This window comes from Shewanella metallivivens (assembly GCF_028750675.1).
In the GTDB taxonomy this organism is placed as follows: Bacteria; Pseudomonadota; Gammaproteobacteria; order Enterobacterales; family Shewanellaceae; genus Shewanella; species Shewanella metallivivens.
This window is the reverse complement of record NZ_JAQQPZ010000002.1, coordinates 528,026-555,025: the sequence shown is the minus strand read 5'-3', so window position 1 is coordinate 555,025 and position 27,000 is coordinate 528,026. Positions and strand designations below refer to the sequence as shown.

Sequence of the window (27,000 nt, the reverse complement as noted above, 5' to 3'; positions counted from 1 at the left end):
TTATTTTTGAATTCGATATGATGCGCCTGTATCGTTAACCGTCAGTACCGTTAACCCTCTAGCACCACCTGTGTAATTTGTTGCTTCTAATAAGCCATTTTCACCGCGAACCAACTCAGGCTTTAAGTCAGTAATGATGCCTGGAATGTTTGGCAAAGTTGTTTCTGCTACTTCGCCGTAATACAGTTCATTTTCGTAAACGGGATTCACTAATGGCGCATTACCATCATCGCCTTTAACCGCTAAGGTTTTTTTCTGGTCTGCAAAAGAAAGGTTGTTTCTAAAAGTGATATCTGTACCTGCATAAACCGTCGAAACTTTGGAGTTATCATATTGGCTAACACTATGCACTTTTGATGAATAAAGAATATTTTGACGAGAATCGATAATCGAATTATTTTCAACTAATACTTTGTATGGGGTTGCTTGTTTATTGAGGCCTTTACCTTTAACGCCGCCACCTAGTTTTTCGCCATTTTGGACGTCAGTAATACCGGTATTAACGGCAATACCACCACGCACATTACCCGTTCCCATAACGCGCTCAATGTAATTGTTACGAATAACATGGCCTTCATCGTAAAAACGAATACCACCGGTATAGCGTTTGGCATTACCAATAATCACATTGTTTTCAACGGTATTGTTTTTACCGTGACGTAATGAAATCATTGATGCACTGTCTACAATCGTATTACCTCTAAGGATATTTTCGCCAGACTTAAAGGTGATCAGTTCTGTTTCACCGTCGCATTGCAGGAATAAATTACCTTCAACTAGGGTTTGAGAGGGGTAAATAGAACTTTTTGAATCGCCAACTCGGATAGCTTCCCAGCTGTTTGAGTTATAACGCTCAGCGGCTTTAAAATCGAATTCGTAGAATTGATTGCTTTTTTGGTTAAAAAACAGGTTTCCTTTGATGACATGGTTATCGGGGGTTTTGTCACCTTTAGCTTTTTGAATACCGATTAATGTACCGCGCTTATGTTTACCTTCAAACGTGTTGTTAATTAATTGATTATTTTTTCCATAAATAGATACCCATAAATATTTGGGGTATTCGTCACGATCGCCCATAGGTTCATATTCGTAACCATCATTAAAGAAATAGAATGTTGAGTTAGTCACTAGGTTGTTATTTCCACGAAAAACAATACCGCCCATACGTTCTGCTGGACCCCCTTCAGTAAACACAACACCGTCTAGTGTGATGTTATTACCTCGAAGGTTAAGTTGAGTTGAACCTGTAAACCATGTTTTACCCGGTTCACTTGCTTTTATCGTGACATTGTTAGCTGTAATGTCGAATCTGCCCAAATTGGCAAATTTGCCTGGTGCGATGTCAAATGTGTCACCGTCTTTTAAATTGAGTAGTTGGGCTTTTAATGCTTGGGCATCAGCAGTTGTCAATGTATTACTGCTAATAAGCAGTTTAGAGTTGGTTTCTAACGCTGCAGTATTCACAACTGGATTGTTAGGTACCTCATTTGACGTATCAGTCGAAACACAGCCGCCTAGTAAGCTGAGGGCGATTGCTCCTGCTAATAATGTCTTTTTCATATTTATCCCCTATTTGTATTATAATAAGCTCTGAAAGCATTCTCTCTTTTTAGGTGATAGTTTTCTGTGATGTGAAACAAACTTTTACGTCGTTGTAGTAAATATGTGCTAAAAAATAACAAAATTTATATAAATAGCTAAAATATCTAATTTTATTTTTCCGTTAACTTTAGGGTTAGCTTATATGCAATAACATTTACGCGATAGTTTGACCTCTGTCACAGAGTTTTTTGTATGCGTTATCGGTATTGTGCCTTATGGTATTGTAATACTAATAAGGGGGTTGTATGAAGGCGTTTAAACTAAAATGGCTAACATTAACCACTGTATTGGCACTGTCTGCATGTGGCGGTTCAAGTACTGATGGTCAAGATGTGTCAGACACACTACCTAATAATAGTGGTAGTGAGTCTGACGATTGCAACGACTGCGGTTGGAATATCAATCAATGGAAATTAACACTGCCTGTGAGCCAAGATGATTATTATGGAACCGGTGGGAGTAGTGCCGCTGAATTGATCCCAGCAGAGTGTAGTGGCAAAGAAACACTGACAAATGACACTTCGCTTGAGTATTTTTGGCGGGAAACGTCTCCTGACATATTACATTTTAAAGTGAATTTAGATGAAGTCGGCGCCACAACCGACAATTCGAGTTATGTGCGCTCAGAGTTACGCGAGCTGCGCTATTTTGATACTGAAAATCGCTGCAGTTCGAGTCATCAAAATTGGTTTATTACCGGTGAGCATCAACTGTCAGCCCGTCTTATTATTGCTCAATATCCTTCCATTATTGGTGTGGCGCCAAAGGTGGTACTTGGTCAAGTCCATGGTTATGAGATTAAGCAAGCGTTGGTAAAGCTATTATGGGAAGGTGATGATAAACCTGTACGAGTTATTCTCAATGATTCATTTGCACAGGATAATCAAACATGCAGTGATTGCCAGCCGTTTAGTATTAACCTTGGGGTGGCGAAAGCGTATGAGCAATGGCAATACAGGATCAGCGTTAACAAGCAAGGCATTGAATTACAAACAAGCGTTGCTGGGGTCGACACCATTAAAACGTTAAAGTGGGGTGAAGCGGTGCTTGCAAATGATGGAAACTATTATAGCTTGTCAAAAAACTGGTTGAATGAAAGCTACTATTTTAAAGCGGGCATTTACCCGCAAATCATTGTGGATAGTGCATATAGTAACCAAGTATTTGAGGTGGGCTTCAGTGAGATAACCGTAACACATCAATAACGTCGAGGCAGTGTGTCAATTTGCCGGTTGCGCATTGCCCTTGTTGTATTGGTTTGGGTTATTGACTCATCTTGTACAGTTGTCCAAAAAGAATGTTATTGTGTGGCTGTAGTTTTTTTTGTTGTGCTAGGAATAATTCAGCTGTTGATACCGCATCGGCCAATGCATTGTGATTATTGTATTCGGGTAAATTGTAACGTTCCCTAGTGGTGGCAAGAGTTAAATCGATGTCTGGGTTATTGACCGACATTGCCATGTGCTTTTCGATACTAAGAGTGTCTATCCACAGTAAAGGTAAACTTGATAACTCAAAATTACGTAACATGTATTTTTGTAAAAATCTTGCTTCTACTAAGCAACCATGGGCAACCAGGATTTTACCTTTTGAAGCGTGAAACAAGGCTTTAATTGCATCGTGTATCGATTCGCCTTCGTTCAGCATTTGTGGGGTGATGTGATTGATCACCGCCGTAACCGGTTTGATTTGCGATTTTGAGTTAATGTAATGATGCTTACATGAGGCAAGGTCAATTTGAGAGTTGATTATTTCTACCCAGCCAATCGATAAAATTAAATCATTGTCGACATCTAAACCTGTAGTTTCAAAGTCGAGCACTAAATAGTCAAATGCTTCAGCAGTATCGTTAAGCGTGGGTAGCGTTTGCAGTAAATTGTCGTGAATAAATTTGGGTATACTTTCATTGAGCAAAAATTGCTGACGTTCACGCATTATTCGCATTAATGGATGAAAGTAATGAATAATCGACTTCATTAACGACTCCCAAATCTTACTTTTGCGGCCTCTTGTAAATCGGCAATAATTCTAAAAGCATCTTTTAGATGTTTGCGTTCAAAGCTGCCAAAATGATCTGGGTTAATGTTGTTATTGGGTTCTTCACCTTGTTTCAATGCGACTAATTGGTGGTTAAACCTAAACGATAAAATAAATTTATACGCACCAATGATATTTTTAAACGAGTCGTCACTGAGTATGCCTTTTTCGTTAGCGGCTTTAAAACGCTCATCGGTTGCAGATAAATCACATTCAACGGCTAGACCATAAATTCTCGCAAGATCAATAATTAAATTAATCGCGTACTTTTTTACATCGAGTGTTTTCTTGTTTTCACCTGACTTTTCCAATACCAATTTATTAAAAATCCCCAATGGCGGATTGGTGTTCACTGCATCTTTTACCAATGAACTTAAAAATTCGCGGTTATTTTTAATGTTGCTATACAATTCGTTCCGCAATTCTGTTTCGTAATGAGGGTTTCCATAGATAGTACGGATTTCTAGAAACACACTGATATTGAGCAAGCATTCATACTCTGGATTGGCAACCCATTTTTTATAATATGCTTTCCAAATCGATACTGTTTGGCACCATTTAGATGTTGATGCCATATAGTGACCAGAGCAAAGAGAGTAATGGCAACTGGCTAAGCCATGGGTGACGAGGTTAGCCAAATGTTTAAAATAAATTTTGTCGTTGTCGGTAGCATTGTCAGCTAACACGATTGCGTTGTCTTGGTCCGACAGCATATGGACTTCATTTCGCGCATGAGATCCAGCAACTATCCAAGAGAATTCACAAGGCGGTGGACCTAATTTATCAATAGCAATTTGAATCAACCGTCGATTATAGGCATCCATAATCATAGTCATCACTTTACCAATGGTTTCAGGAGCAACTTTGCCTTCGACTAAAGCTTCAAAAATAGCTTGTCGCTCAGAGGTGAAGCTCGCTAAAACGGAAGTGCTACCAGCATATTTGATTTTATCAATCAAGAATATTGCTTGCATACGGTGATTTTGTACTAGGTGTGTTGTTGTTAATAACCCAATGACTTTATTGTCTTTTACTACAGGTAAATTGCGAATGTTATGCTGCATCATTAATGACGCTGCATGTAACACGAGATCGTCTGGATTGATAATGTATGGCGATAACGTCATAACATCTTCAATGGGGCGGTCAACCGCTACACCATCAGCAATGACACGTTTTGTCATGTCTCGGTCAGTAATTAAGCCAACGATTTCGTTGTTTTTATAAATGACCGCACATGAGGTTCGCAGTACATTACGCATTTCATGAGCGACCTGTTGAATGCTCATATCTGCAGTCACAATGGCTATTCGTCCGGTTGCTATATCACCTACACGACGTAAAAATAAGCCTTTTTCTTTATTAGACCAAACAACATCGAGTGCAGACTTTAAGCGGACTTGAGCTTGCGAGGCAAAATGCTCAGCGATATGCGGTGATTGCTTAAACAAGGTCTGTAATGCTGAGTGCGGAATTAAATACAGTAGGGTATTTTCAATTGCAGTGGCGTAATAACCTTCATTATCATCAACGGCGGCATTCAAAAAGGTGAAACCAAATAAATCTTCAGGCCCTAAACGAGCTCTTAATACGCCATTGGTTTTTCGTTGTTCCATTGACCCTGTGCGAACAATGTACAGTGATGTTTCTTTATCTTTTTCTGCTAAATCGACTTTTTCGCCTTTCGCTAGATAGCTTATTTTGACATGAGTACAGAGCTCTCTTAACTTTTCTGTATCAATTTTATCAAATGGGTCTATTTGGCTAATAAAAAGTGAAATATTAGGTAAAAGTGACTGTGGCATAAAAAGTCTCTTGATAGGTTAATTGTCAATCTATCATAAAGTTATAATTCGCTGGCTATCACAATGATGTGTTTAATTGAATGAATAAATAGTGACTGTTGATGTGCTCGCCGCTGGGTTAAATTAATAAAAAACATATCGAAACGAAGTCATAAGGTGACGATATGTTTTTTAAAAATTAATTATATTGGTAATTTGTCTTTAACCGCTTGCAAATGAGTTGATGAAGCTAAACGGGCTTTGTCACTATTGCCCGCCATAATCGCACTGTAAATCTGACGGTGTTCTTCAATACAGGTACTCCCATCTGTAGATGAGTGATGAATAAAATTTGCAAACATGGTGGTTAAAATATTACCGAATGGCAGATAGAAAACATTACCGGTTGAGTTAAATATTAAACTGTGAAACTGAGTATCAACAGAAGTCCATTTTGCCTGGTCAAATACATCAGCGTTGGCAATGTCGCACATTTGCTCGAATATTTCAGACAGTTTCATTCGTTGTTCAACGGTAGCATTGCGCGCGGCGAGTGCACATGCTTCTGGTTCGATAGCATTACGTAAGCCAAGAAATTGTGAACAAAATTCGTCATTGTCAGAAATGCCATCCATCCACTCAATCAATTGTGAATCTAAGAAATTCCAGTAGGCACGTTCGACCACTTTAGTACCAACTTTGGGCCTAGATTTTAATAATCCTTTGGAGGTTAACAGTTTAACCGCTTCACGCAGTGCTGTTCGGCTCACCCCAAATTGTTCACACAAGTCAACTTCACTTGGTATCACTGAATTCTGTGGTAATTGACCAGATAAAATCTTTCTTGCAATTTCACGAGCGACTTGCACATGTAAGCTTCGTTTAGAACCTGCAATAGACTCAAAATCACCATTCATAATCTTTCCAATTGGCTATATATACTATTTAATACAATTGTACACCCAAAAATTGGTATTACCAAATAGCTTATTTATTAAAATGTGACCTTGGTTGTTTTGTTTATATAATAAATCACTTTTTTTGCATAAATTTGGTTTACTGAGATTCATTATCATCTAAAGTGTAGGTTATACAAGGGTTATAGCAAGATCTTGCTCATCGGTTTATATTCATATTTTGTAAATATATGGCATGAATTTTTAAATGAGTGTTTGATTTATCGCTTTAACGACCAATAAAAATCTTGATTCAATCGGTATTTGCGTCTTTAATTTAATCTTATTGTATTACTATTATCAAGCGGCTAAAATCATGTTGTATTTGGATTAAATCTCATCTGAGATTTTTTTTGATTTTAATGTAATCTATTCAATAGGTTGTGGTTTCAATCTGGTGTAATAAGGTGTGCAGTGTTTACAACGTTTCTATCAAATAATTATATAAGAAAAAACATTGCCTTAGGTTGGCCATTAGCACTTAACGCGTTGTTGATGCAATCAATGTTAATGATTGATACCTTATTGGTGAGTCCTTTAGGAGAGGTGTCGCTTGCTGCAATGGGAATTGCGACGACCATAGTGTCGTTTATTCTTGGCATTCAAATGGCGCTGGCTAATGGTACTCAATTGGTTATGAGCCGAGCTGTAGGGTCAGGTAGCCCAACTAAATTGTCCAATGCTTATTGGTCAGGAATGTTAATCAATCTCAGTGTCGCCATTGTTTTTTGGTTATTACTAACTTGGCTCGATCAAGACCTGATACGCCAACTGACCGACAATCAAACCTTATATGTTGAAATCGGCGCATACTTAAATATTGCCAAGTACCTTGTGTTATTTACTGCTATTACTCAAGTGATAACCGCAATGTTCAACGCGATAGGCAGTAGTAAAACACCATTTAAAAGTTATTTGATAGAGTTGCCCATCAATGCCATTGCGTCATATCTTTTAATACATGGCTTTAACGAGTGGCAAGGTCTCGGGGTCATTGGTGCTGCTATTGGCAGTGTCACAGCCATTAGTTTACGTATGGTATTTCTCTCAGTATGCTTAAAATATCAAGCTGAATTAACATTGAGTTTTAGCAGTCAATTCAGTGTATTTATTAATAACATGAAATTACATTTTTTTGAGATTTTTCCAGTTGCGGCAAACGTGACTATGTTATCAATTGGGGCGACGATTTATCAATTATTGTATTCACAGCTTTCAATTAATGCTTACGCTGCGATTACCGTATTAATGCCGTGGATAAGGGGCGGAACTCAGTTTATTACGTCTTGGGCCCATGCATCAGCTATTACCATTAGCCAGGCTATAGGGTCTAAAAAACTCGACAACCTAACAGCCGATGTAGATATCAGCATCATTATGGCGGTGGTGTTATCTGTGTGTTCTTGTGGGCTATTCTGGGGGTTAAGTTTTGTTATTGCAGACATTTATCCTGGGTTAGCTTCAGAAACCTATTTAGCTCTCACTACCATTGCTCCGCTATATATATTGTTGCCGTTTATTCGGGGTTATAACACAGTCCATGGTCATATATTGCGTGCATTAGGTAAAACGACAGCAGTTTTCAAAATTAATTTTACAGGACAATGGTTAATTTCTATTCCACTTTGTGGGGTGCTCATTTTATATTTTGATGCATCTATTTTTTGGGCTTTCGCAGTAATGCCATTTGAAGAGGCAGTAAAAGCATTGCCGTTTAGGTACTTAGCAAGAAAAACATTAAAAGAGTTTGACCATAAGCAAGCTGAAAAATTGATTTGATTAAGCCTAAATAACACTTTATCAAGCTGAATAAAATGACTATTTTAGGTACACAAAAGAAATGGAATGCCTTTTATAACTCAATTACAATGCTCAATATTCGTATACAAAATTGCCTGAGTGATAGCTAAGGGTTAACTCGAATTGAAATCAACCATTATTCTTCTTGCTGCGAGTGTCATAGTCTTAACCGGTTGCCAAACAGCTACCTTAAATGATGCTCAACCGACGAAATTAGCAAATAACAAGGTCAATACAAAACAGATTAACGTCCCAAGAGCATTGGTCAGGCAGCAAAGTAAACAAGCTGACGACGTATGGGAGCGGATCCGTATGCAAATGGACATGCCAATCCCTGATGAGTTTTTAGTTAATCAATACCGCGACTGGTTTATTCATCACCCTGAGCATCTTGAACAAATTTCGCAACGTGCCAAACCGTTTTTATATTTAATTGTTGAAGAATTTGATCATCGAGATTTACCGATAGAAATTGCCTTGCTGCCTATCGTTGAAAGTTCTTTTAATCCACTCGCATATTCTAAAGCTGACGCTTCTGGTTTGTGGCAATTTACCTTACCCATGGCCACTCATTTTGGCTTAAACATGAATTGGTGGTATGACGGTCGTAAAGATGTGCCTGCGGCAACATCTGCAGCCTTAGACATGCTTGAGTATTTATATCAAAAAACAAACAACTGGTATTATGCCTTAGCGGCCTACAATGCCGGAGAAGGGCGACTAAACCAGGCAATTAAGTACAACCAGGAACGTGGCTTAAGCACTGATTTTTGGGCGTTAAATTTACCAACAGAAACCAAGCAATATGTTCCTCAATTACTTGCCATTGCCGATGTGATAAAAAATGCGCAAGCCTATGGTATTAAGCTTCAACCCATTCCTAATAAACCTATTGTAGAAGTGATAGATGTGGGAGGACAAATCGACTTAGCTGTTGCAGCAAAACTGGCTAAGATGCCCGTTTCACACCTGCAAAAACTTAATCCAGGTTTTAACCGCTGGGCAACCTCACCGCATGGACCACATCAACTTGTTGTGCCAGTCAGTAAAGCACAAAAATTTAAACAAGCTCTAGCCAATACCGACGTCAATGAGCGGGTGCAGTGGTATAAATACATTATTCAGCCGGGTGACAATATTGGCATTATTGCCAAACGACATCAAACAACAGTGGCCAAGATAAAACACATGAATGACATCAACGGCGATAAAATTATTGCTGGAGAATTTTTATATATGCCACATACACAATCCCAAGTGGATCCAGATACGCATTTGCCCGCTGTAAAATCAGTGCTTATTACTGTAAATCAACCTAATAATGCTAATAACATTGTTAAACCAATGGCGGTGAGTGCTGTTGTGTCGCCTACAGCAGATCACACGGTAAAACACGGTGACACACTGTGGAGTATTGCTAAAGTGTATAATGTCAGTGTTGAGCAAATTATTTATTGGAATAATATGCTTCATAAAGACAAACTGATTGTCGGAAAAAAACTAAAGTTTTATCAATCGAGCACTCATAAATCGGCACAAGTTCTATAGCTTTCGCGCGTTGTTGAGTGGATTATTTAATTCGTATAGCCATAAACTGCGCGCTTGATCTCACCTAGCCATCATTTTGTAAAAAAAACATACCCTACAGCATACTTTTTTTATATGTTGATGTAAGTTAGTTTAATAAATACAGCTAATGTTATTTAAAGAGGGCATTGTTGAGATGTTAAAATTGCACGTTATTCCTTATTCTGCACTTTTTACGTTGTTAGTCAGCTCTTCGGCTCTCGCAGAAGAAGCCAATTCATTAGATCTCAGTTTACAAGAGCTGATGAATGTAGAAGTCACATCAGTATCAAAGCAAAAGCAGCCTCTTTCAAATTCTCCCGCCGCCATTTATGTGATTACTAATGAAGCCATTCGTCATTCTGGTGCAACCTCTATCCCTCAAGCTCTACGTGATGTACCTGGACTTCATGTTGCACAAATGGACTCACAAAAGTGGGCTGTCAGTAGCCGTGGTTTTAACGGACGTTACAACAACAAACTGCTCGTGATGATAGACGGAAGAACCCTCTATTCGCCAGCATTCTCTGGTGTTTATTGGGAGGTACAAGATGTATTGATGGCTGATGTTGAGCGTATTGAGGTGATTCGTGGACCAAGTGCTGCATTATGGGGTGCTAATGCAGTTAATGGTGTGATCAATATTATTACCAAACACAGTGCCGATACACTAGATGGCTATGCAGAAATTGGAGCGGGTGATTATGAACAAGCCTTTGCTGGTTTACGTTATGGCACGCAATTATCAGACAGTGCAACATCAAGAGTTTATATTAAAGCAAATTCAAGAGATTCGTTAGAGCATCAGTCACAAGACTTAGAGAGTAATCTGGTTGAATCTGCCGCCTCGGTGAGTAAAGACAATAGCTGGAACCATCTACAAATGGGCGGCCGTTTAGATGCTCAGCTAGAAGCTGACACCAGTTTGACAATCAGTAGTGACTTTTACACCACCAAAATGGAGCAAGCATCAAATATCGCTTCAGTTGAAGCACCCGCTTATCGTGACTTTTATGATGAAGAACTTAAAAGCGAAGGTGTTAATTTGTTAGTAAAATACACTAAAGCTTTATCTGCAACATCAGAATACAGCCTGCAATCATATTTTGATTATACTAATAGAGATGAACAACTGTATCAGTTAAAAACCAACACTTTTGATGTGGATTTTCAACATCAATTTATAATGGGTAATGACCATAATATTTTGTGGGGTTTAGGGTACCGCTTTATTGAAGATGATTTACATTCAACGTCAATATTAACCAGTACAGAGTCGCCCTCGACCAACACTCAGTTATGGAGTGCATTTATTAGTGACGAATTGACACTAATTGATGACAAATTATGGCTTACCGTAGCATCCCGATTTGAACATAATGATTATACAGGCTTTGAATTTCAGCCTAATATCCGGTTAATGTGGCAAATAGATAACCAAAATAACCTTTGGACATCTATCGCGAGAGCGGTAAGGACGCCTTCTAGAGTCGAAAATAATATTTCGGTTAATGCACTTAACATTGCTCCTACTCAGTCATCGCCCTTAGTCAAAGTGCTTGTGATAGGCTCTGATGATTATCAATCAGAAGAAATTACCTCCTATGAAGTGGGTTATCGGTTTATGCCGATAAAAACTTTGTCTTTTGATACTGCCATTTTCTATAACCAATACGACAAATTACGTAGCGTATCAGAAGGAACCACCGACTTTAGTACTTATCCTGACTATGTGACTCAATCTACTGTTTTTGAAAACCAATATGATGGTTATAACTATGGCGCAGAATTATCGGCTTTATGGGCTATAAATGAACAATTACAGTTAAGAGCTAACTACAGCTACATCCACAATGAATTCGATGGCGTGCTTGCCCAAAACACTAAAGCGCCAGGACATATGGTATCGAGTATTATTGATTGGAAACTACATAAAACACTCGATGTTAATTTGGTTTGGCGTTTTATTGACAATACAGAATTAATTTCAGGTAACGGAAGCACTACTAAAACTATTGAAAGTTATCAAGGTGTTGACGTTGCAATAAATTGGGCGATGTCACCCAATGTTATGTTATCGGCTTACGGTAAAAACTTATTTTATCCTGCTCACCTAGAATATGAAGCCGAAAGCATTTTGCTGCCTTATCGTGTTGGCCCTAGTTATTTTGTTAAAGCTAGCGTTAACTTTTAAGCTGATTGATGAAAATTATGACGATTTATAGGCAATTCATTTATGGGTTACTGACTGTATTTGTCCTGTATTCAGGTTCATCTATGGCAGAAGACGCTTTTGAATTAAAAGCGGCTTTTACCTATAACTTTGTAAAATTTACCCAATGGCCGCAAACACGCACAGAGCAGAAGTCGGCTTGGCACATATGCTATTTTGGTAAACAATACCGAGACAGTTTTATGGCTCTTTCAAAAAAGAAAATTGGCAACCAATCAATCTCGCCAATAGAGTTAACCGAAACCAATCAAGTCAATCAATGTGATGCCATATTTATTGATAGCAATTACCGTGAATTAACCCGCCGTTTATTTTTAGCCGTTGATGATAGAGCCATTTTAACGGTATCTGACATTTCGGGTTTTACTTCACAAGGTGGGATGATTGAAATTATTGAACAAGACCAACGTTTATATTTCAAAGTGAATCAGCAGGTGTTAGAAAAGTCGGGCTTAACCATTAGCTCACAAGTGTTGAAATTAGCTGTTGAGGTTAAACGATGAAAATAAAAAACTTTTTCTCGATTAAAACAAAATTGATTTTTTCAATGCTGTTGATTTCTCTTATTGTCATTACCATTATTTCAACATCTTTAATTAATAAACAGTATGAAATTACCCAACAAAAAGCCCAACAAAACCTAACCGTATTGAGTGATATCGTAGCCAGTAATAGTCTTGCTGCAGTGATCTTTAATGATCCTTCGTCAGCAGAAAAAACCTTGTCAGCATTGGTTGCTCAGCCAGATATTGTGCATGCGGTTATTTATGATGCCTTAGGCGAGGTATTTGCGGTTTATCAAGGCAAAAATGGCACTGATAAACCACAATTAGAGGCAATAAACAACTTAACGTCACTAAAACAAAAACACCTTAGTCTCGATACTGTAGGTGTACATTCTTATACCCCATTAGTTTCAGAAGGGGAGTTTTTAGGGGTGTTATATATCACCGACAATATGAATACCTTGTCAAAACAGCTGGACGAATATTTACTGTTAGTTTTTTCAACAGGTGTTTCTGCTTTCATGGCCAGTGTATTGGTGATGTTGTGGTTACAATCTTTGTTTACTAAGCCGCTCAATACCTTGTTGTCGGTTATAGAACAAATATCAAATAAAAAAGATTACTCACAACGGGTTCATATTGAATCAAATGACGAGTTTTCAAAATTAGCCGACAGTTTTAACGTGATGATAGCTGAGGTTGACGCCCGAGGTCAGCAGCTCGAAACCATTAATCATGAGCTTGAAAATCGAGTTAACGAACGTACATTTGAATTACAGCAAACCTTGGAAATCGCTAAAAATGCTAATTTGGCTAAGTCTGAGTTTTTAGCAGTCATGAGCCATGAAATCAGAACCCCCCTGAATGGTATTATTGGATTTTCAGATTTACTGAGCTCATTTAAACTCGAACAAGATGTGTCCAATACCGTACATTTGATTAATGAATCAGCGCAAACCTTATTGCTATTGTTGAATGAAGTATTAGATTTTTCAAAAATTGATGCCAACAAAGTAGATTTAGATATTCATGAGTTCAATTTATACGAACTCGTGAGTACGACGTGTAAATCGCATCAAGCCGTAGCAGAAAAGAAGCATCTCATTTTTGATCTCGATATTCAGCCATTGTCTCAAGACGTCTTTTTAGGCGACTCTGTAAGAATTAGGCAAATTCTTAATAACCTATTATCAAATGCACTAAAATTTACTCGCCAAGGCGGGGTTAAGGTCAAGGTACGACAACATATTGAAGGTTCAGAGACCTTTATTACGTTTACGGTTAAAGATACGGGGATGGGCATCGCCGCTAATAAATTAGAATCTATTTTTACGCCCTTTACACAAGCAGATAATTCAATTACCCGAGAGTACGGTGGAACCGGTTTAGGTTTAGCCATTTGCCAACAACTTATTGCATTAATGAATGGCCGTTATGGGGTAGAAAGCACGCCAAATATTGGCAGTACTTTTTGGTTTAGCATTCCGTTGATACAAAATAATTGTCTTGTTCAGAATGACCGACAAGATGTCGTGACACTTGAACAAAATACAGCAGGTTATCGTAAAGCGTCAGTATTAGTTGCTGAAGACAATGTGATTAACCAAATGGTGGTTAAGCGTTTACTCGAATCATTGGGGCATACTTGTGAAATAGTCTCAAATGGAATGGAAGCAATTGCAGCTGCAAGCGAAAAAAAATTTGATTTGATCTTTATGGATTACCATATGCCAGTCGTGGATGGCATAGATGCGACTCAAACGATAAGTCATTTGGGGCCAACCAGCATTAACTATTCCACCCCAATCATCGCGCTTACCGCAGATATACAACCCAATGTTAAGCGACGTTTTAGGGAGGCTGGCGCTAAAGATACACTTCTCAAACCTTTTACGCGTCAAAATCTAACAGAGTGTTTTAATAAATGGTTGTTTGATGGCGCTCAATCAACATCCCTAAGCCAAAATGGTGATACTGATGAACCACCGATATTCTCTGATGACCCGTTGAACGATATTATTCAGATTTCACCTGATGATGCGAAGGAACTTGTACAAAATATTGTCGAGATATATTTGCAAACGGCGCCCGAGTTGATTAACCAGATCATTGTTGGCATGACTCATAATGATGCCGATAGAGTATTTAAAGCAGCGCACTCACTTAAGTCTAGTTCAGCAAACTTAGGCGCAATGAAAATGCAAAACCTAGCCAGCCAAATTGAACGGTCTGCTCGTAATGAACAATTAAATGTGCTTGGCGATATTACTGATACATTAATGAATGTATTTGACCGAAGTAAACAAGCCTTGTTGCATAAGCTAGAGGAACTCTCGTAATGGCATTATCTTCAGCTCGCGAGGTAATATTGTTAGTGGATGATGATCCGGTGATGCGTATCCTGATGCGTAAAGCATTAACATTGTCTGAAGCATCGATTATCGAAGCAAGTAATGGTGAAGAGGCCATCGCTCAGTTTAAGCGCTATTCTCCTGATCTTATTTTGCTTGATGTCTCAATGGAAAATATGGATGGTTTTGAATGCTGTTCAATTATTCGTGCATTACCAGAAGGTGAAAACGTAGCAATTATTATGGTTACGGCATTAGATCAGCCCCAAGACATCCAAAAAGCATTTGATGTGGGTGCAACAGACTTTATGACAAAACCGGTAAAATGGCCACTGCTCAGCCATCGGATCCAATATGTTCTAAAAGCGAATAAAACCATAAAAGAATTAAGAAAAAGCAAAAACAAACTGGCTAAAGCACAAAGCATTGCTCATTTAGGGTCTTGGGAATGGGACTTTAAAACAGAAACATTAGATTGTTCTGATGAAGTTTATCGCATGGTGGGGGTGGCACCAAAGCAAGTTGAAATGACAATGGGCTATCTTATCGAAATTGTTCACCCAGAAGACAGAGAGTTTGTAAGAACGACAGTATTAAATGCGCTACAAACTAAACAGCCTTATGATATTGAATACCGTGTATTGAACAGCTCTGGTGAGGTGATAACCGTACATGATGTTACAGATATTACATATGATTTTGGTGAGCCTAGGCTTAACGGTACTTTACATGACATTACAACGCGTAAAAAAACCGAACAAGAAATAAGCTATTACGCCTTTTACGACACATTAACTGACTTACCTAATCGGCGTAAATTTTTAATGCAGTTAGATTTAGCGATTGCAAATGCACAACGTCATACCACCAAATTAGCGCTTTTATTTATTGATTTAGACTATTTCAAAAAAATAAATGACACATTAGGTCATAAAGCAGGTGATGAGTTATTGTGCCAGGCGGCGCAGCGGATAAAAGACTCCATCAGAGTCTCTGACACCTTAGCAGTCGGTGAGCGTTCGATGTTTAATGAACAACATATCGCTCGGCTCGGTGGTGATGAATTTACGCTGATTTTATCTGATCTTGCTGATTTTGACAGCGTTGCAGTTATTGCGCAGAGAATCATCGACTCACTCTGTAAACCTTATTTTATTCAAGGCTTACAAACGTTTATTTCAGCCAGTATTGGTATTTCTTTTTACCCTGACGACGGTACAACGGCAGATATATTACTTCAACATGCGGACACTGCCATGTATGAAGTAAAAAACAATGGTAAGAATGGCTACCAATTGTTTTCACATGAAAAGCATCAATCACTTATGATGCGGCTTCAAACAGAAGCAGAACTTCGTGAAGCAATACAATGCGGTAACCAATTAGAACTTTATTACCAACCTCAATATAATGCCGTGACCTCTCAAATTGTAGGTTACGAAGCACTCTTACGCTGGAACCACCCAACAAAAGGCATTTTATCTCCAATTGATTTTATGGCCGTAGCAGAAAGCAGTGGCTTAATTATTGAGATAGGGAAGTGGGTGCTAATTGAATCTTGTAAACAAGCCAAAATTTTGCAAAACAAGCACATTGAATTTAAACGTATGGCGGTCAATCTATCGGCTTTACAGTTTAATGATGAAAACATTTATGACTATGTGAAGTTTGCTATAGAACACACTCAGGTTTCGCCGCATTTACTTGAGTTGGAAATTACTGAATCTGCGATTATTCGAAATATAGACGATGCAATTTTATTATTAGTTAAATTAAAAGAGTTAGGCGTAAAACTCGCCATTGATGACTTTGGTACTGGTTACTCGTCTTTAAATTATTTAAAAAATTTCCCAATAGATACTTTAAAAATTGATAAATCGTTTATTGATGAAATTGTCACTAATCAAAAAGACACTGCTATTGCTCGTACTATAATTCAATTAGCGATAAACCTTGAGCTCACTACTATTGCCGAAGGCGTAGAGTACACCGAGCAATTTGAAATACTCAAAAGCCTTGGCTGTAATGACATACAAGGATACTTGTACAGTAAAGCGTTGCCTGCAAAACAATTATGGTAATAATCACTCGATAACGGCGTCATAACTCCTCACATATTTCGACATCTGAACCCCACAAGATTGTAACTTTACAGTTGATATCAATAGGACCAAAAACAAAACGGGTGCCTTTTGTATACTTAATATGATCAAATCTTGGTTATCCATTTTAAGACGCAATTTGATTTGCAAAATGCAATTCAAATTGCGTCTTAAAGTGCGACACCACTGCTGCACTGAGATTTACAAGATGCAGGCATAAAATAGTATTTACAAAACAATTATTTAAAGTTGGTCGCTTTTGTGGCGTATTAATTGCTATTAATATAGAGTTGTTGTCATCAGAGGTCGCTATGAAGATTAAAGTTGAATTATTGGAATTTATCCAATGTGTGCTAGCGAACATTCTGCGGCAACATGATAAAAAAATCGCACCCTGCCTGATTAATAAAACAGGTTTTTATAGTGTGGTTTATCAATGTAACCCATCGTTTATGCACCAACAATTAAATGAACTGATTCAACAAGCATTGAACGTTGCACAGCATCAACTTGTGGTAGTGGTGACTAATAAAAATAAACATCTTGAGTTGTCAATATTTGCAGATGATAACCAAGAGGTTGCGGCGCAATGTACAACGCCAGAAAAAGTGACTTATTCGCAAGCAATTAAATTACCTTCACACACTATCGCGGTGCAGGCAACATCGAGCCAAATAAACACCATTATGGCGTCATTGATATCGCATTCAATGGTTAATTTTATATCTTCAATAGAGCAAGCCGACCAGTGTATTTCTTTAATAGATGCTAAAGATATAGTGAAGAATGTACCTGTTTCAGCAAATGTCACTACAATCCAATTTTGCGAAATAAGCAAAGTATCAAATACTGATATTTCAGACACCAATACATTATTTTGGCCTTTTTATGATACGGACATTATCAACATGATGGACACTAAAATCACACCTGAACCTTTGTGTATTCTCATCGCTGATGACAGCATTCCTAGTTTAATTGCGACAAAAGCCATGTTAGAAAAATTAGGCTGTAAAGTGGTTACCGCAAATGATGGAACGCGAGCACTCGCGCTTGCACAACAACAACAGTTCGACCTGCTTTTATTAGATGAAAGGATGCCGGGTTTATATGGCAGTGATGTCGCTAAGCAACTTATAGAGCAAGACGGCGTTAATCGATTAACGCCGAAGGTATCGTTAACAGGATTAACTGAACCTGAAGAAATTACACAGCTTTTTAGTAAAGGTATTACACATTACCTTGAAAAGCCCGTGACAAAACTAGCACTCGAGCATTTTTTAACTCAATGGCAAGCATAAATTGTTTAAAAGGGAATCAATCATAAAAGGACAATTTCACATGACTAAACTAGCAAATAAAGCCTTGGTATTAATTGGTTATCAAAATGACTATTTCTCTAAAGACGGCATTTTACACAGTGTTATTGAACAGTCTTCAAAAGTAACAGGTGTACTTGAAAACACCATTAGTTTATTACGTAACCATGGAAGAGATTTTGGGATTGTAGTGAATACGCCAATATTTTTTACCACTGATTACAGTGAATTGCACAATCCTGTAGGTATATTAAAAGTGATCAGTGAAGTCGGGGCTTTTAAAGAGGGGTCTTATGGTGCTGAAGTGATCCCAGAACTTAACGAATTTAATGATTTTATTAAAGTGATACCGGGTAAGCGTGGGCTTAACGCGTTTTCAAACACCGCTTTAGCTGAAACATTAATACACGCTGGCGTTGAAGAAGTGGTACTAGCTGGCACGGTTACATCTATTTGTATTGATTCAACTGCGCGCTCGGCAATTGACCTTGGATTTAATACCACCATTTTAGATGATTGCACATCAAGCAGAACGCCATTCGAACAAACATTTTATTGCAAAGAGGTGTTTCCTCTTTATGCAACGGTTTGTCGTTCGACAGATTTACGCTAATTAACGAGGAATATTCCACATGGCGGCCGATCCTAATGATGAACTGCAAACACAGATCCAGTATGCGTTAGTCGAAAAACTGTCTCTTGCACAAAAGCGTCAAACTAAGTTACTCGAATTATTAGATGAATGTATTTTCGAGTGTAATGAACGCCTCGAATTTACGTTCACCAATCCTGCGTGGCAAACTCGATTAGGCTACGACAGTGATTCATTAGCCAACATGAACCTTTATAGCCTTATTCGTTCGTTAACTCATCAAGCATTGCTTGATGTAAGTTTGCAAAAGCTGGCCGATAAAAATCATCTAAAACCTGCCATTATTGAAGTGCAGTTAGCCCTAAAAAATGGCCAGCACCATTGGTTCGAATTACGGATAGTGCAGGATGGTAACGGAGGTTACATCGGTTCGTTATTTGAAATCCAACAGCATAAAGATATTCAAGCACAGTTATTACACCAACAGAATTACGTAAAACGCCTATCTCTCGTTGCAAGCCATACACAAAACCTAGTGGTTATTACTGATAGAGAAGGGAGAGTTGAATGGGTAAATAAAAGCTTTGAAGAAAGAACAGGCTATTTACTTAACGATATTATAGGCCAGAAACCTGGGCAACTTCTGCAAGGTAAACAAAGCGATAAAGCAGCCATTAAATCGATGTCAGATGCATTGGCACAAGGGCGCTGTTTTCAAATTGATATTGTTAATTATACCCAAGCAGGAGATCCATATTGGGTAAATATCAATACCAGTCCTGTCGTAGATAGTACCGGCAACATTAGTCACTTTATTGCTGTGCAAACGGATATCACTGAAAGCAGGGCGGCATTGACTGCGTTAAAAGAGGCTAAGTTACAAGCTGAACAGTTGTCCGAAGCCAAGAGTCGCTTTATGGCGAATATTAGCCATGAAATTCGTACCCCATTAAATGCTGTGATTGGTTCTGCTGACATCTTATTAGACAGCGGTCTCACGCGTGAACAAAGCCGTTTTACAGAAATGATCAGAACCAGCAGTGATGCATTGCTTAGCATATTAGATGACGTATTGACGTATTCTCGTTTTGAAGCCGGTAAAATCAACATAGTTAATGACCCTTTTAAATTAGACAATTGTATTGAAGAGGCCATTGATATTGTTTCTGGTGAAGCATTAGAAAAAAGCCTATCTGTTGTGTTAAATGTCATGCCGAATGTCCCCCTGTCAATCATGGGGGATAAAGCGCGTTTGAGACAAATATTGATTAACCTATTAGCGAATGCAGTGAAGTTTACCCATGAAGGTGAGGTGCTCATTAAGGTTGATTCTTTTAATCGTAATGGAGAGATGATTTTACAATTAGCGGTGCAAGACACGGGCATCGGCATAGCTGAAGATAAAATAAGTAATATGTTTGAAGCTTTTGTGCAGTCTGATACTTCATCTACACGGGAGTATGGCGGGAGTGGCTTAGGTTTAGCCATTTGCCGGCAAATATGTGATGCAATGGGCGGAAATATCAACGTTGTTTCAACGATTAACAAAGGCAGTGTTTTTACGGTTGAAATCCCTTTATTGGTGGAACCTAGAGTATGTGATTCTAAAGCAAGCATCATTAAGCAACGTCAGCGTTCACATTGTTGGGTCATTGGAGCGCACACAAGTTTGAACCCAGCCGTATTTAATATGTTACAACACTATGGACTCAGTTATTCATCGTTTCTGCATCATTCTGAGCTGCCCAAAACTATTGCCGATAATGTTGATATCTTACTGCTTACCGATCCTATGCAGTTGGCTGGATGTAGAAAATATATTAATGAAGTTAATCAACTTATAACAAGACAAGTGTGTCTGTTCTGCATTAATTTAACAGGTAAAGTTAACGATTTTAGTTATCACAACCAAAATGAAATTTTACTTAATGGGCCATTTAAATTATCGCACCTTAATTGGGCTCTGGAACTCATTGATGACCCGCTTGTTAACCTTGATCTAGTTCATCAGTGTAATAGTGTATTACCGAGCACTGTGAGCGATGCTTATTATGATAAGCATGTGTTGATTGTTGAAGACAATATCAATAATCAAGTGGTGTTAAGTGAAATGCTTTCACAATTGGGTTGTAAAACCCATTGCGTAAACCATGGACAAGCCGCAATAGATTTCTTAATTGAAAATCAAACAGATTTAATACTGATGGACATTCAAATGCCTGTAATGGACGGGGTGACAGCGACAGAGAAAATCCGTTCAAGTCGTCAATCTTATAGCCAAATCCCTATTGTAGCGGTAACGGCCAATGCGATACACGGTGACAAAAAACGGTTTATCCAAGCTGGAATGAACGATTATCTAGCTAAACCGATTAATCGAGACATGTTATACGATCTGTTGGAGCGTTATTTAAATCAAAGTCATAACGTTAAACGCAGTAAATTAGAAAAATTACAATATACCTTACAGCAACTTGCTCATTTGTAATTAACATCCTTTAATGCTATCTCAAAAGGAATCATATGGAACCGGCCACAGAGACACATGATGAAGCCAGCAGGCTAAAAGCGTTACAACAACTTGAATTACTTGATACAGCTCCTGAAGAGCAATTTGATCATATGACGCGTTTTGTTAAAACATATTTTAATGTCCCTATTTGTTTAATTAGCCTAATCGATAAGGACCGTCAATGGTTTAAGTCTTCTCAAGGTTTAGATGTGTGTGAGACGGGAAGAGCTGAATCGTTTTGTGGCCATGCGATCCACTCAAGTGAAGTGTTTGTCGTAGAAGATACCTTAAGCGATCCTCGTTTTAGGGATAATCCTTTGGTCGTTAATGATCCTCGTATCCGATTTTATGCCGGGTTTCCCTTACAAACACCGGGGGGACATCGTATTGGCACATTATGCATTATTGATACTCAGCCAAGGGAATTTAGTTTTAGTGACAAACAGCATTTGCGAGATTTTGGTAAAGTTGTCGAGAATCTTATTACCCAACAAAGTGTCGAAGTTGAAATCGACAAACAAAATTCTTCTGTACAAGGTTTTATTAACCTCATCACCAACAAAGCACCCATTTGGAGTCACAAGACTGTGGCATTTAGCTTGAGTGCTGTTGTGTTTACATTAAGTTTATTTTTGGCCTATTACACCGATAACCTACACAGTATTTCACACATAGAATTGATTACTGAACAAAGTAAATCGGATGTGTTAATTGATTCTTGGATACATTATGGTTTGTTTGTATTGGCAGGATCCAGTTTAGCAGTATTGATTTATTTTTTACTGCGGTTGCCTGGTAACCTGAGTAAGATTCTGCATATTTTATCAGTTAACCAAATCAGAAATGAACGTCGATTTAGGGATGCAATAGAAGCTCTAGAAGATGGTTTTATCATTTTTGATAACCAACAAAAAGTGGCTGTTTATAACCAAAACTTTATTTCGTTATACCCAGAATTAGCTGACATTATTCGAGAAGGGACACGTTATAAAGATCTTAGCAATAATCAAACAGTGAGAGCATTAGTTAAAGATCCTGAATTACTCGATATCGATAAACTTCGAATAAATGCACCTGAACGAATTATAGAACTCACCGATGGCCGCTGGATAAAAATGGTGGAACGGCCGATGCGTGATGGCGGTATAGTAGGGTTTCATATCGACATTACCGATTTAAAACGCAATGAACTGCAGTTAATTGAAGCTCGTCAAAAAGCAGAAATGGCTAATTTAGTTAAATCAAAGTTTTTAGCTAACGTGAGTCACGAAGTCAGAACACCATTGAATGGCATCATGGGTTTACTCGATGTGTTGCTAGAAGATGAAACTTTATCGACTCAACAACAGTTTTATCTGTCTACTATGCTCGAGTCTTCTAATAGTTTATTAAAAATTTTAAACGACATATTAGATATCAGCAAAATTGAAGCAGGCAAGTTAGAACTGATCACCGAGCAATTTAATTTAAATGAAACCTTAGATTCTGCCTGCCGATTAATGTCGACCAATGCTAAATCAAGTGGTTTGGCATTAGAGCAAAGCTTGCCAGACAGAGACTTAACTTTACTTGGTGACCATGGGCGCTTACGTCAACTTGTACTCAATATTCTCTCTAATGCAATTAAGTTTACGAGCAAAGGCAAAGTCTATTTAGAGACAAACTATGAAATAATATCTGATACTGATGCCAATGTCGTTATCACTATTCAAGATACAGGTATTGGCATCCCACAATCGATGTTACAGCATATTTTAGAACCTTTTACTCAAGTAGATAGTTCAGCGAATAAACAGCATTCTGGAACGGGATTGGGATTAGCCATTAGCAATAATTTAGTTAAATTAATGGGCGGAACATTAACAATACAAAGTGAAGAACAACTAGGCACGAAAATTATCATTAATTTACCTTTTAAGCTTGCAAATACGATTGAATTTAACTCACAAGCTATTATCGATGAACTGAACGTGAAATCTAAAAGTGTTAAGGTATTATTGGCAGATGATGATATGACAAATCAGCTAGTTATGAAGGCAATGTTTGCTAATCTTCACTGTCATGTTGATTTTGTTCAAAATGGTGTTGAAGCCGTAAAAGCCGCACAAAAAGTCCAATATGACATCATTTTAATGGATATCTATATGCCTAAAATGGATGGAATTAACGCTTCAAAATGCATTCGCGCAAACTCTTTATCATCTGCAACACCCATTATTGCTTTTACCGCCAACGCAATGGAAGGCGATAAACATCGATTTTTAGATGCAGGGATGGATGATTACATCTCAAAGCCCGTCAATAAACACAATCTTTTAAAAACACTGTCTAAATATTGCTAGCTCAATACTCTCAGTCAACATTGCTTACTGCTGTTGGGTCACTATTTGCTTTGAATTATGATTTGCAAAATGCAAACATTCTAGCAACTTGCAACATTGTTATTATTTAAAATGACAAACTCATAAAAGTGATAAAATAACATTTTGAAATCAATTGCTTAATTGACGCCGCTTGATGTGGCTATTGGCTCAAGTCTTGCTCTGTATTTATTACATTTACAATGACTGTCTTGGAGCTAACTATGTATGCCAAAAAAAATACTGTTATAAACGAGGATGCGAGTAATTCAAACTGGAATAAATTAACCGATGTCATTGATGTGGCACTAAAACAGCATTGTTTTAGCATGGTATACCAACCTCTTATATCAGTTCAAAGCGGTAAAATTGTTGGATTTGAATCATTAGTACGCTGTGAATCACCCACATTTGGGGTGATATCACCTTGTGATTTTATTCCTTGTGCAGAACAAAGTGGTCAAATTTTAGAATTGGGTAGCTGGATTTTTCAACAAGCATTATTAGATCTAAAACGCATGCGTAATCATGGTATGGAAAACATTTGTTTATCGTTGAATGTATCTCCAGTACAGCTTTTACATACCAACGTATATGAACAGCTTATGTCATTAATTATTGAACTTAATATCCCACCTTCGGCAATCAAATTAGAATTAACAGAAACTGCATTAATCAATGACCCTCAGACAATTTGTAAAGTGTTTAATGCCTTTAAGCAGGAAGATGTCCAAATTTGGTTAGACGATTTTGGTACTGGCTTTGCGTCATTAAGCTTATTGCGAAAATTTAATATTGACGGACTCAAAATTGACCGTAGTTTTGTCAGTGGAATTACCGATAATAATGAAGACTTTACTTTATGCAGTGCCGTTATTGCTATGGCGCAGCGCTTAGGGTTGCATATTGTGGCAGAAGGGGTTGAAACTGAAAATCAATTACATATTCTAAGCCAACTTGGCTGCGATGTCGTCCAGGGGTATTTATTAGGTAAGCCACAAACCTTAGAGAAAAGTTTAAGTTTATGGCGCTAACAATAAGATTACACACTTCTGCGATAGGCTTCTACTCGCATAATGATTTGCAAAATGCCAATCAATATGCGAATTTATTGATAAGCTTTCTATTTTTCATTGTATAAAACCGTTGTAAGATATTATATTTGTTGATTTTATTTTACTTCGCGATTTGGCACGCCAATTGCGAATATCCTTGTATAACAAGTTCACCTTAAATATATGATGAATACGGGGTTCAACATGTCACAACACACCGAGTTCAGTGCGTACCCTATGATGCAACTCAGCACACTCGACAAGTTAAAGTCTGATCTCGGTAGTGATACCTACCAACACTTGCTTGTGTTGTTTGAACAAGAACTCAAACAATTGCATGCCGATATCAGTGCTGCCGTTGATAATCATGCTTTCCAAGCCATTAACAATGCTACCCACATATTAAAAAATACGGCAGCCTTATATGGTGCAGAACGATTATCTCAAAGTGCCAGTTTTGTTTATCAACTTAACGCTGAACAATCATTTATACCTGCCACATTAACGTTAATTAACATTATTGACGCGACTTTAATCGAATATAAAGTACATATCAGCTCGATAGCTGAATAGGGAGTTGCCATGGATACCACTAATAAGCCACTGGTGTACGTCGTAGAAGACAGCTTGTCGAGTGGCGCTTTGTATTGCAGCCAGTTGCAAAAAGCCGGTTTTGAGACTGAACATTTTGTGGATGGGTATTCTGCATTAGTTGCCATTAAAGCGAAGATGCCTGCAGTATTAGTTCAAGATGTATGTTTACCTGATATTAGTGGTTTAGAAGTCCTTAAATATGTTAATAAACAAGAAGTTTCAGCCAAAGTTATTATCATCACTTCTAATAGTTCTATTGATATAGCCGTTGATGCGATGCGATTAGGTGGTTATGACTTTATCGAGAAACCGTTTACTTCTGAGCGCTTAATCACCTCGGTTTCAAACGCAATTAAACAACAACACCAAGAGTTAGAAATCGTTGAAGTTGAACCCGAATCGACGTCACTTGATAGACAAAATTTTATTGGTGAATCCTTGTCAATGCACACGGTATTTCGCTTATTAGAAAGTGCAGCTCGCAGTAAAGCCAGTGTCTTTGTTACAGGTGAAAGTGGTACGGGTAAAGAAGTCTGTGCATTAGGGCTCCATCAAGCCAGCGCGCGTAATAATGGGCCTTTTATTGCGATTAACTGTGCAGCAATACCAGCAGAATTATTTGAATCTGAATTTTTTGGCCATGTAAAAGGTGCCTTTAGTGGTGCGCTTACCGATAGAAAAGGGGCTGTTGAGGTGGCTAACGGTGGCACACTATTTTTAGATGAAATTTGTGAGATGCAATTAAATCTTCAAGCCAAATTATTACGTTTTTTACAAACGGGTACCTTTTGTAAAGTCGGCAGCAATGAAGTATTACAAAGTGATGTGCGGATTGTATGTGCAACCAACCGTAATCCTGCCGCTGAAGTCGGCGAGGGGCGTTTCCGTGAAGATTTATATTATCGCCTCAATGTGATCCCTGTAACGTTACCGCCATTGCGCGAACGGGGTGATGATATTTTATTATTAGCTAATCATATCTTAATGGCAAAATCAGCTGAAAATAACAAAAAATTTCAGAGCTTTAGCGAAGATGTAAAACAAACGTTTAGACAATATGATTGGCCCGGTAACATTCGTGAATTACAAAATGTGATAGAAAATATCGTAGTGATTTATGATGGTCAAAGTGTCCAACAAGACATGCTACCCAATAATTTTGGTCATAGTGTTGTCAATCAACAGCAGCATCCTTTGCACAATCACATCTCACAGCCCCATTCAGCTAAAGATGTGAATACAAATGTTAAAGTACAACCTGAGCCAAACAACAATATTATACAACTGTGGGTCGTTGAAAAAAATGCCATTGAGGATGCCATAAACCAGTGTGATGGCAATATACCGCTTGCAGCTGCGTACCTCGGTATAAGTGCATCGACGATATACCGAAAAATGAAAAGCTGGGTTGAAAATTAAATTAAAAAATATGTTATTTGTTGGCGATGACGAATTTGTGTCTTAATTAAATCTCTTGGGTAATTTGATTAAGACACAAATTAATGAATAAGTTTTAGCAGTAAACTTAATTTATCAAAACCAGAAAATCGTTAACAGGTAAGCTTATAATGTTTAACAATTACTCAATTACCATGCCTCCAATACATAATGGTCAGTAGATCGTTAACTTC

Annotated in this window: 18 protein-coding genes; 14 read left to right on the top strand and 4 right to left on the bottom strand. The window is 37.9% G+C overall.

Annotation, left to right across the window (positions count from 1 at the left end; all coding sequences use genetic code 11):
* Positions 1-1,560 (bottom strand): polysaccharide lyase 6 family protein, encoded by a 1,560-nt coding sequence (locus tag PQR79_RS05270; RefSeq protein ID WP_238103694.1) that lies wholly within the window; start codon positions 1,558-1,560, stop codon positions 1-3.
* Positions 1,561-1,847: 287 nt separating this feature from the next.
* On the opposite strand from PQR79_RS05270, the gene PQR79_RS05265 reads away from it, so the two are divergent.
* Entirely contained in the window at positions 1,848-2,807 is a 960-nt protein-coding gene (locus PQR79_RS05265; protein WP_238103695.1) for a polysaccharide lyase family 7 protein, read from the top strand.
* A 58-nt stretch (positions 2,808-2,865) separates the two neighbouring features.
* On the opposite strand, the gene PQR79_RS05260 is transcribed toward PQR79_RS05265, so the two are convergent.
* The 3 genes from PQR79_RS05260 to PQR79_RS05250 all read right to left on the bottom strand — a co-directional run bounded on the left by PQR79_RS05260 (position 2,866) and on the right by PQR79_RS05250 (position 6,340).
* Positions 2,866-3,579, bottom strand: coding sequence for a 3'-5' exonuclease (locus PQR79_RS05260; RefSeq protein WP_238103696.1), 714 nt, complete (start codon positions 3,577-3,579; stop codon positions 2,866-2,868).
* Positions 3,579-5,444, bottom strand: coding sequence for a putative nucleotidyltransferase substrate binding domain-containing protein (locus PQR79_RS05255; protein ID WP_238103697.1), 1,866 nt, complete (start codon positions 5,442-5,444; stop codon positions 3,579-3,581). Before PQR79_RS05255 ends, PQR79_RS05260 begins: the two co-directional genes overlap by 1 nt.
* A gap of 182 nt (positions 5,445-5,626) precedes the next feature.
* Positions 5,627-6,340, bottom strand: coding sequence for a FadR/GntR family transcriptional regulator (locus tag PQR79_RS05250; RefSeq protein ID WP_238103698.1), 714 nt, complete (start codon positions 6,338-6,340; stop codon positions 5,627-5,629).
* Positions 6,341-6,793: 453 nt separating this feature from the next.
* Between PQR79_RS05250 and PQR79_RS05245 the strand changes: the two genes are divergently transcribed.
* From PQR79_RS05245 to PQR79_RS05185, 13 genes are all read left to right on the top strand, one after another.
* On the top strand, positions 6,794-8,158 hold the full coding sequence (locus PQR79_RS05245) for an MATE family efflux transporter (protein WP_238103699.1): 1,365 nt from the start codon (positions 6,794-6,796) through the stop codon (positions 8,156-8,158).
* Positions 8,159-8,302: 144 nt separating this feature from the next.
* A complete protein-coding gene (locus PQR79_RS05240; protein WP_238103700.1) occupies positions 8,303-9,727 on the top strand; it encodes a transglycosylase SLT domain-containing protein in 1,425 nt (474 codons plus the stop codon).
* A gap of 175 nt (positions 9,728-9,902) precedes the next feature.
* Positions 9,903-11,939, top strand: coding sequence for a TonB-dependent receptor plug domain-containing protein (locus PQR79_RS05235; protein WP_274408400.1), 2,037 nt, complete (start codon positions 9,903-9,905; stop codon positions 11,937-11,939).
* 83 nt (positions 11,940-12,022) lie between these two features.
* Positions 12,023-12,481 carry a YfiR family protein gene (locus PQR79_RS05230; protein ID WP_238103704.1) on the top strand — a complete coding sequence of 153 codons (459 nt, stop codon included), beginning with the start codon at positions 12,023-12,025 and terminating at the stop codon, positions 12,479-12,481.
* Positions 12,478-14,823, top strand: a complete 2,346-nt coding sequence (locus PQR79_RS05225) for an ATP-binding protein (RefSeq protein WP_238103706.1) — start codon at positions 12,478-12,480, stop codon at positions 14,821-14,823. The genes PQR79_RS05230 and PQR79_RS05225 overlap by 4 nt, the downstream gene beginning before the upstream one ends.
* Complete coding sequence (locus tag PQR79_RS05220; protein WP_238103708.1) at positions 14,823-16,916, top strand: two-component system response regulator; 2,094 nt, start codon at positions 14,823-14,825, stop codon at positions 16,914-16,916. The genes PQR79_RS05225 and PQR79_RS05220 overlap by 1 nt, the downstream gene beginning before the upstream one ends.
* 332 nt (positions 16,917-17,248) lie before the next feature.
* Positions 17,249-18,238, top strand: coding sequence for a response regulator (locus PQR79_RS05215; RefSeq protein WP_238103710.1), 990 nt, complete (start codon positions 17,249-17,251; stop codon positions 18,236-18,238).
* A gap of 40 nt (positions 18,239-18,278) precedes the next feature.
* Positions 18,279-18,869, top strand: coding sequence for a cysteine hydrolase family protein (locus PQR79_RS05210; protein WP_238103711.1), 591 nt, complete (start codon positions 18,279-18,281; stop codon positions 18,867-18,869).
* A gap of 19 nt (positions 18,870-18,888) precedes the next feature.
* Complete coding sequence (locus tag PQR79_RS05205; RefSeq protein WP_238103712.1) at positions 18,889-21,336, top strand: ATP-binding protein; 2,448 nt, start codon at positions 18,889-18,891, stop codon at positions 21,334-21,336.
* Between the two features lie 35 nt (positions 21,337-21,371).
* Complete coding sequence (locus PQR79_RS05200; protein ID WP_238103713.1) at positions 21,372-23,702, top strand: GAF domain-containing hybrid sensor histidine kinase/response regulator; 2,331 nt, start codon at positions 21,372-21,374, stop codon at positions 23,700-23,702.
* Positions 23,703-23,944: 242 nt separating this feature from the next.
* Positions 23,945-24,754 carry a putative bifunctional diguanylate cyclase/phosphodiesterase gene (locus tag PQR79_RS05195; protein ID WP_238103714.1) on the top strand — a complete coding sequence of 270 codons (810 nt, stop codon included), beginning with the start codon at positions 23,945-23,947 and terminating at the stop codon, positions 24,752-24,754.
* A 225-nt stretch (positions 24,755-24,979) separates the two neighbouring features.
* Positions 24,980-25,348: an Hpt domain-containing protein gene (locus PQR79_RS05190; RefSeq protein WP_238103715.1), complete on the top strand. Its 369-nt coding sequence runs from the start codon at positions 24,980-24,982 to the stop codon at positions 25,346-25,348.
* 9 nt (positions 25,349-25,357) lie between these two features.
* Positions 25,358-26,788 (top strand): sigma-54-dependent transcriptional regulator, encoded by a 1,431-nt coding sequence (locus PQR79_RS05185; protein ID WP_238103716.1) that lies wholly within the window; start codon positions 25,358-25,360, stop codon positions 26,786-26,788.
* Positions 26,789-27,000: the final 212 nt, after the last annotated feature.

Excerpts from the sequence above, each read along its gene's own strand:
- PQR79_RS05255 (WP_238103697.1), bottom strand. The coding sequence starts at position 5,444 with ATGCCACAGTCACTTTTACCTAATATTTCACTTTTTATTAGCCAAATA.
- PQR79_RS05215 (WP_238103710.1), top strand. The coding sequence starts at position 17,249 with ATGAAGATTAAAGTTGAATTATTGGAATTTATCCAATGTGTGCTAGCG.
- PQR79_RS05230 (WP_238103704.1), top strand. The coding sequence starts at position 12,023 with ATGGCAGAAGACGCTTTTGAATTAAAAGCGGCTTTTACCTATAACTTT.
- PQR79_RS05200 (WP_238103713.1), top strand. The coding sequence starts at position 21,372 with ATGGAACCGGCCACAGAGACACATGATGAAGCCAGCAGGCTAAAAGCG.
- PQR79_RS05225 (WP_238103706.1), top strand. The coding sequence starts at position 12,478 with ATGAAAATAAAAAACTTTTTCTCGATTAAAACAAAATTGATTTTTTCA.
- PQR79_RS05210 (WP_238103711.1), top strand. The coding sequence starts at position 18,279 with ATGACTAAACTAGCAAATAAAGCCTTGGTATTAATTGGTTATCAAAAT.
- PQR79_RS05205 (WP_238103712.1), top strand. The coding sequence starts at position 18,889 with ATGGCGGCCGATCCTAATGATGAACTGCAAACACAGATCCAGTATGCG.
- PQR79_RS05250 (WP_238103698.1), bottom strand. The coding sequence starts at position 6,340 with ATGAATGGTGATTTTGAGTCTATTGCAGGTTCTAAACGAAGCTTACAT.
- PQR79_RS05270 (WP_238103694.1), bottom strand. The coding sequence starts at position 1,560 with ATGAAAAAGACATTATTAGCAGGAGCAATCGCCCTCAGCTTACTAGGC.
- PQR79_RS05185 (WP_238103716.1), top strand. The coding sequence starts at position 25,358 with ATGGATACCACTAATAAGCCACTGGTGTACGTCGTAGAAGACAGCTTG.
- PQR79_RS05265 (WP_238103695.1), top strand. The coding sequence starts at position 1,848 with ATGAAGGCGTTTAAACTAAAATGGCTAACATTAACCACTGTATTGGCA.
- PQR79_RS05195 (WP_238103714.1), top strand. The coding sequence starts at position 23,945 with ATGTATGCCAAAAAAAATACTGTTATAAACGAGGATGCGAGTAATTCA.
- PQR79_RS05220 (WP_238103708.1), top strand. The coding sequence starts at position 14,823 with ATGGCATTATCTTCAGCTCGCGAGGTAATATTGTTAGTGGATGATGAT.
- PQR79_RS05190 (WP_238103715.1), top strand. The coding sequence starts at position 24,980 with ATGTCACAACACACCGAGTTCAGTGCGTACCCTATGATGCAACTCAGC.
- PQR79_RS05235 (WP_274408400.1), top strand. The coding sequence starts at position 9,903 with ATGTTAAAATTGCACGTTATTCCTTATTCTGCACTTTTTACGTTGTTA.
- PQR79_RS05260 (WP_238103696.1), bottom strand. The coding sequence starts at position 3,579 with ATGAAGTCGATTATTCATTACTTTCATCCATTAATGCGAATAATGCGT.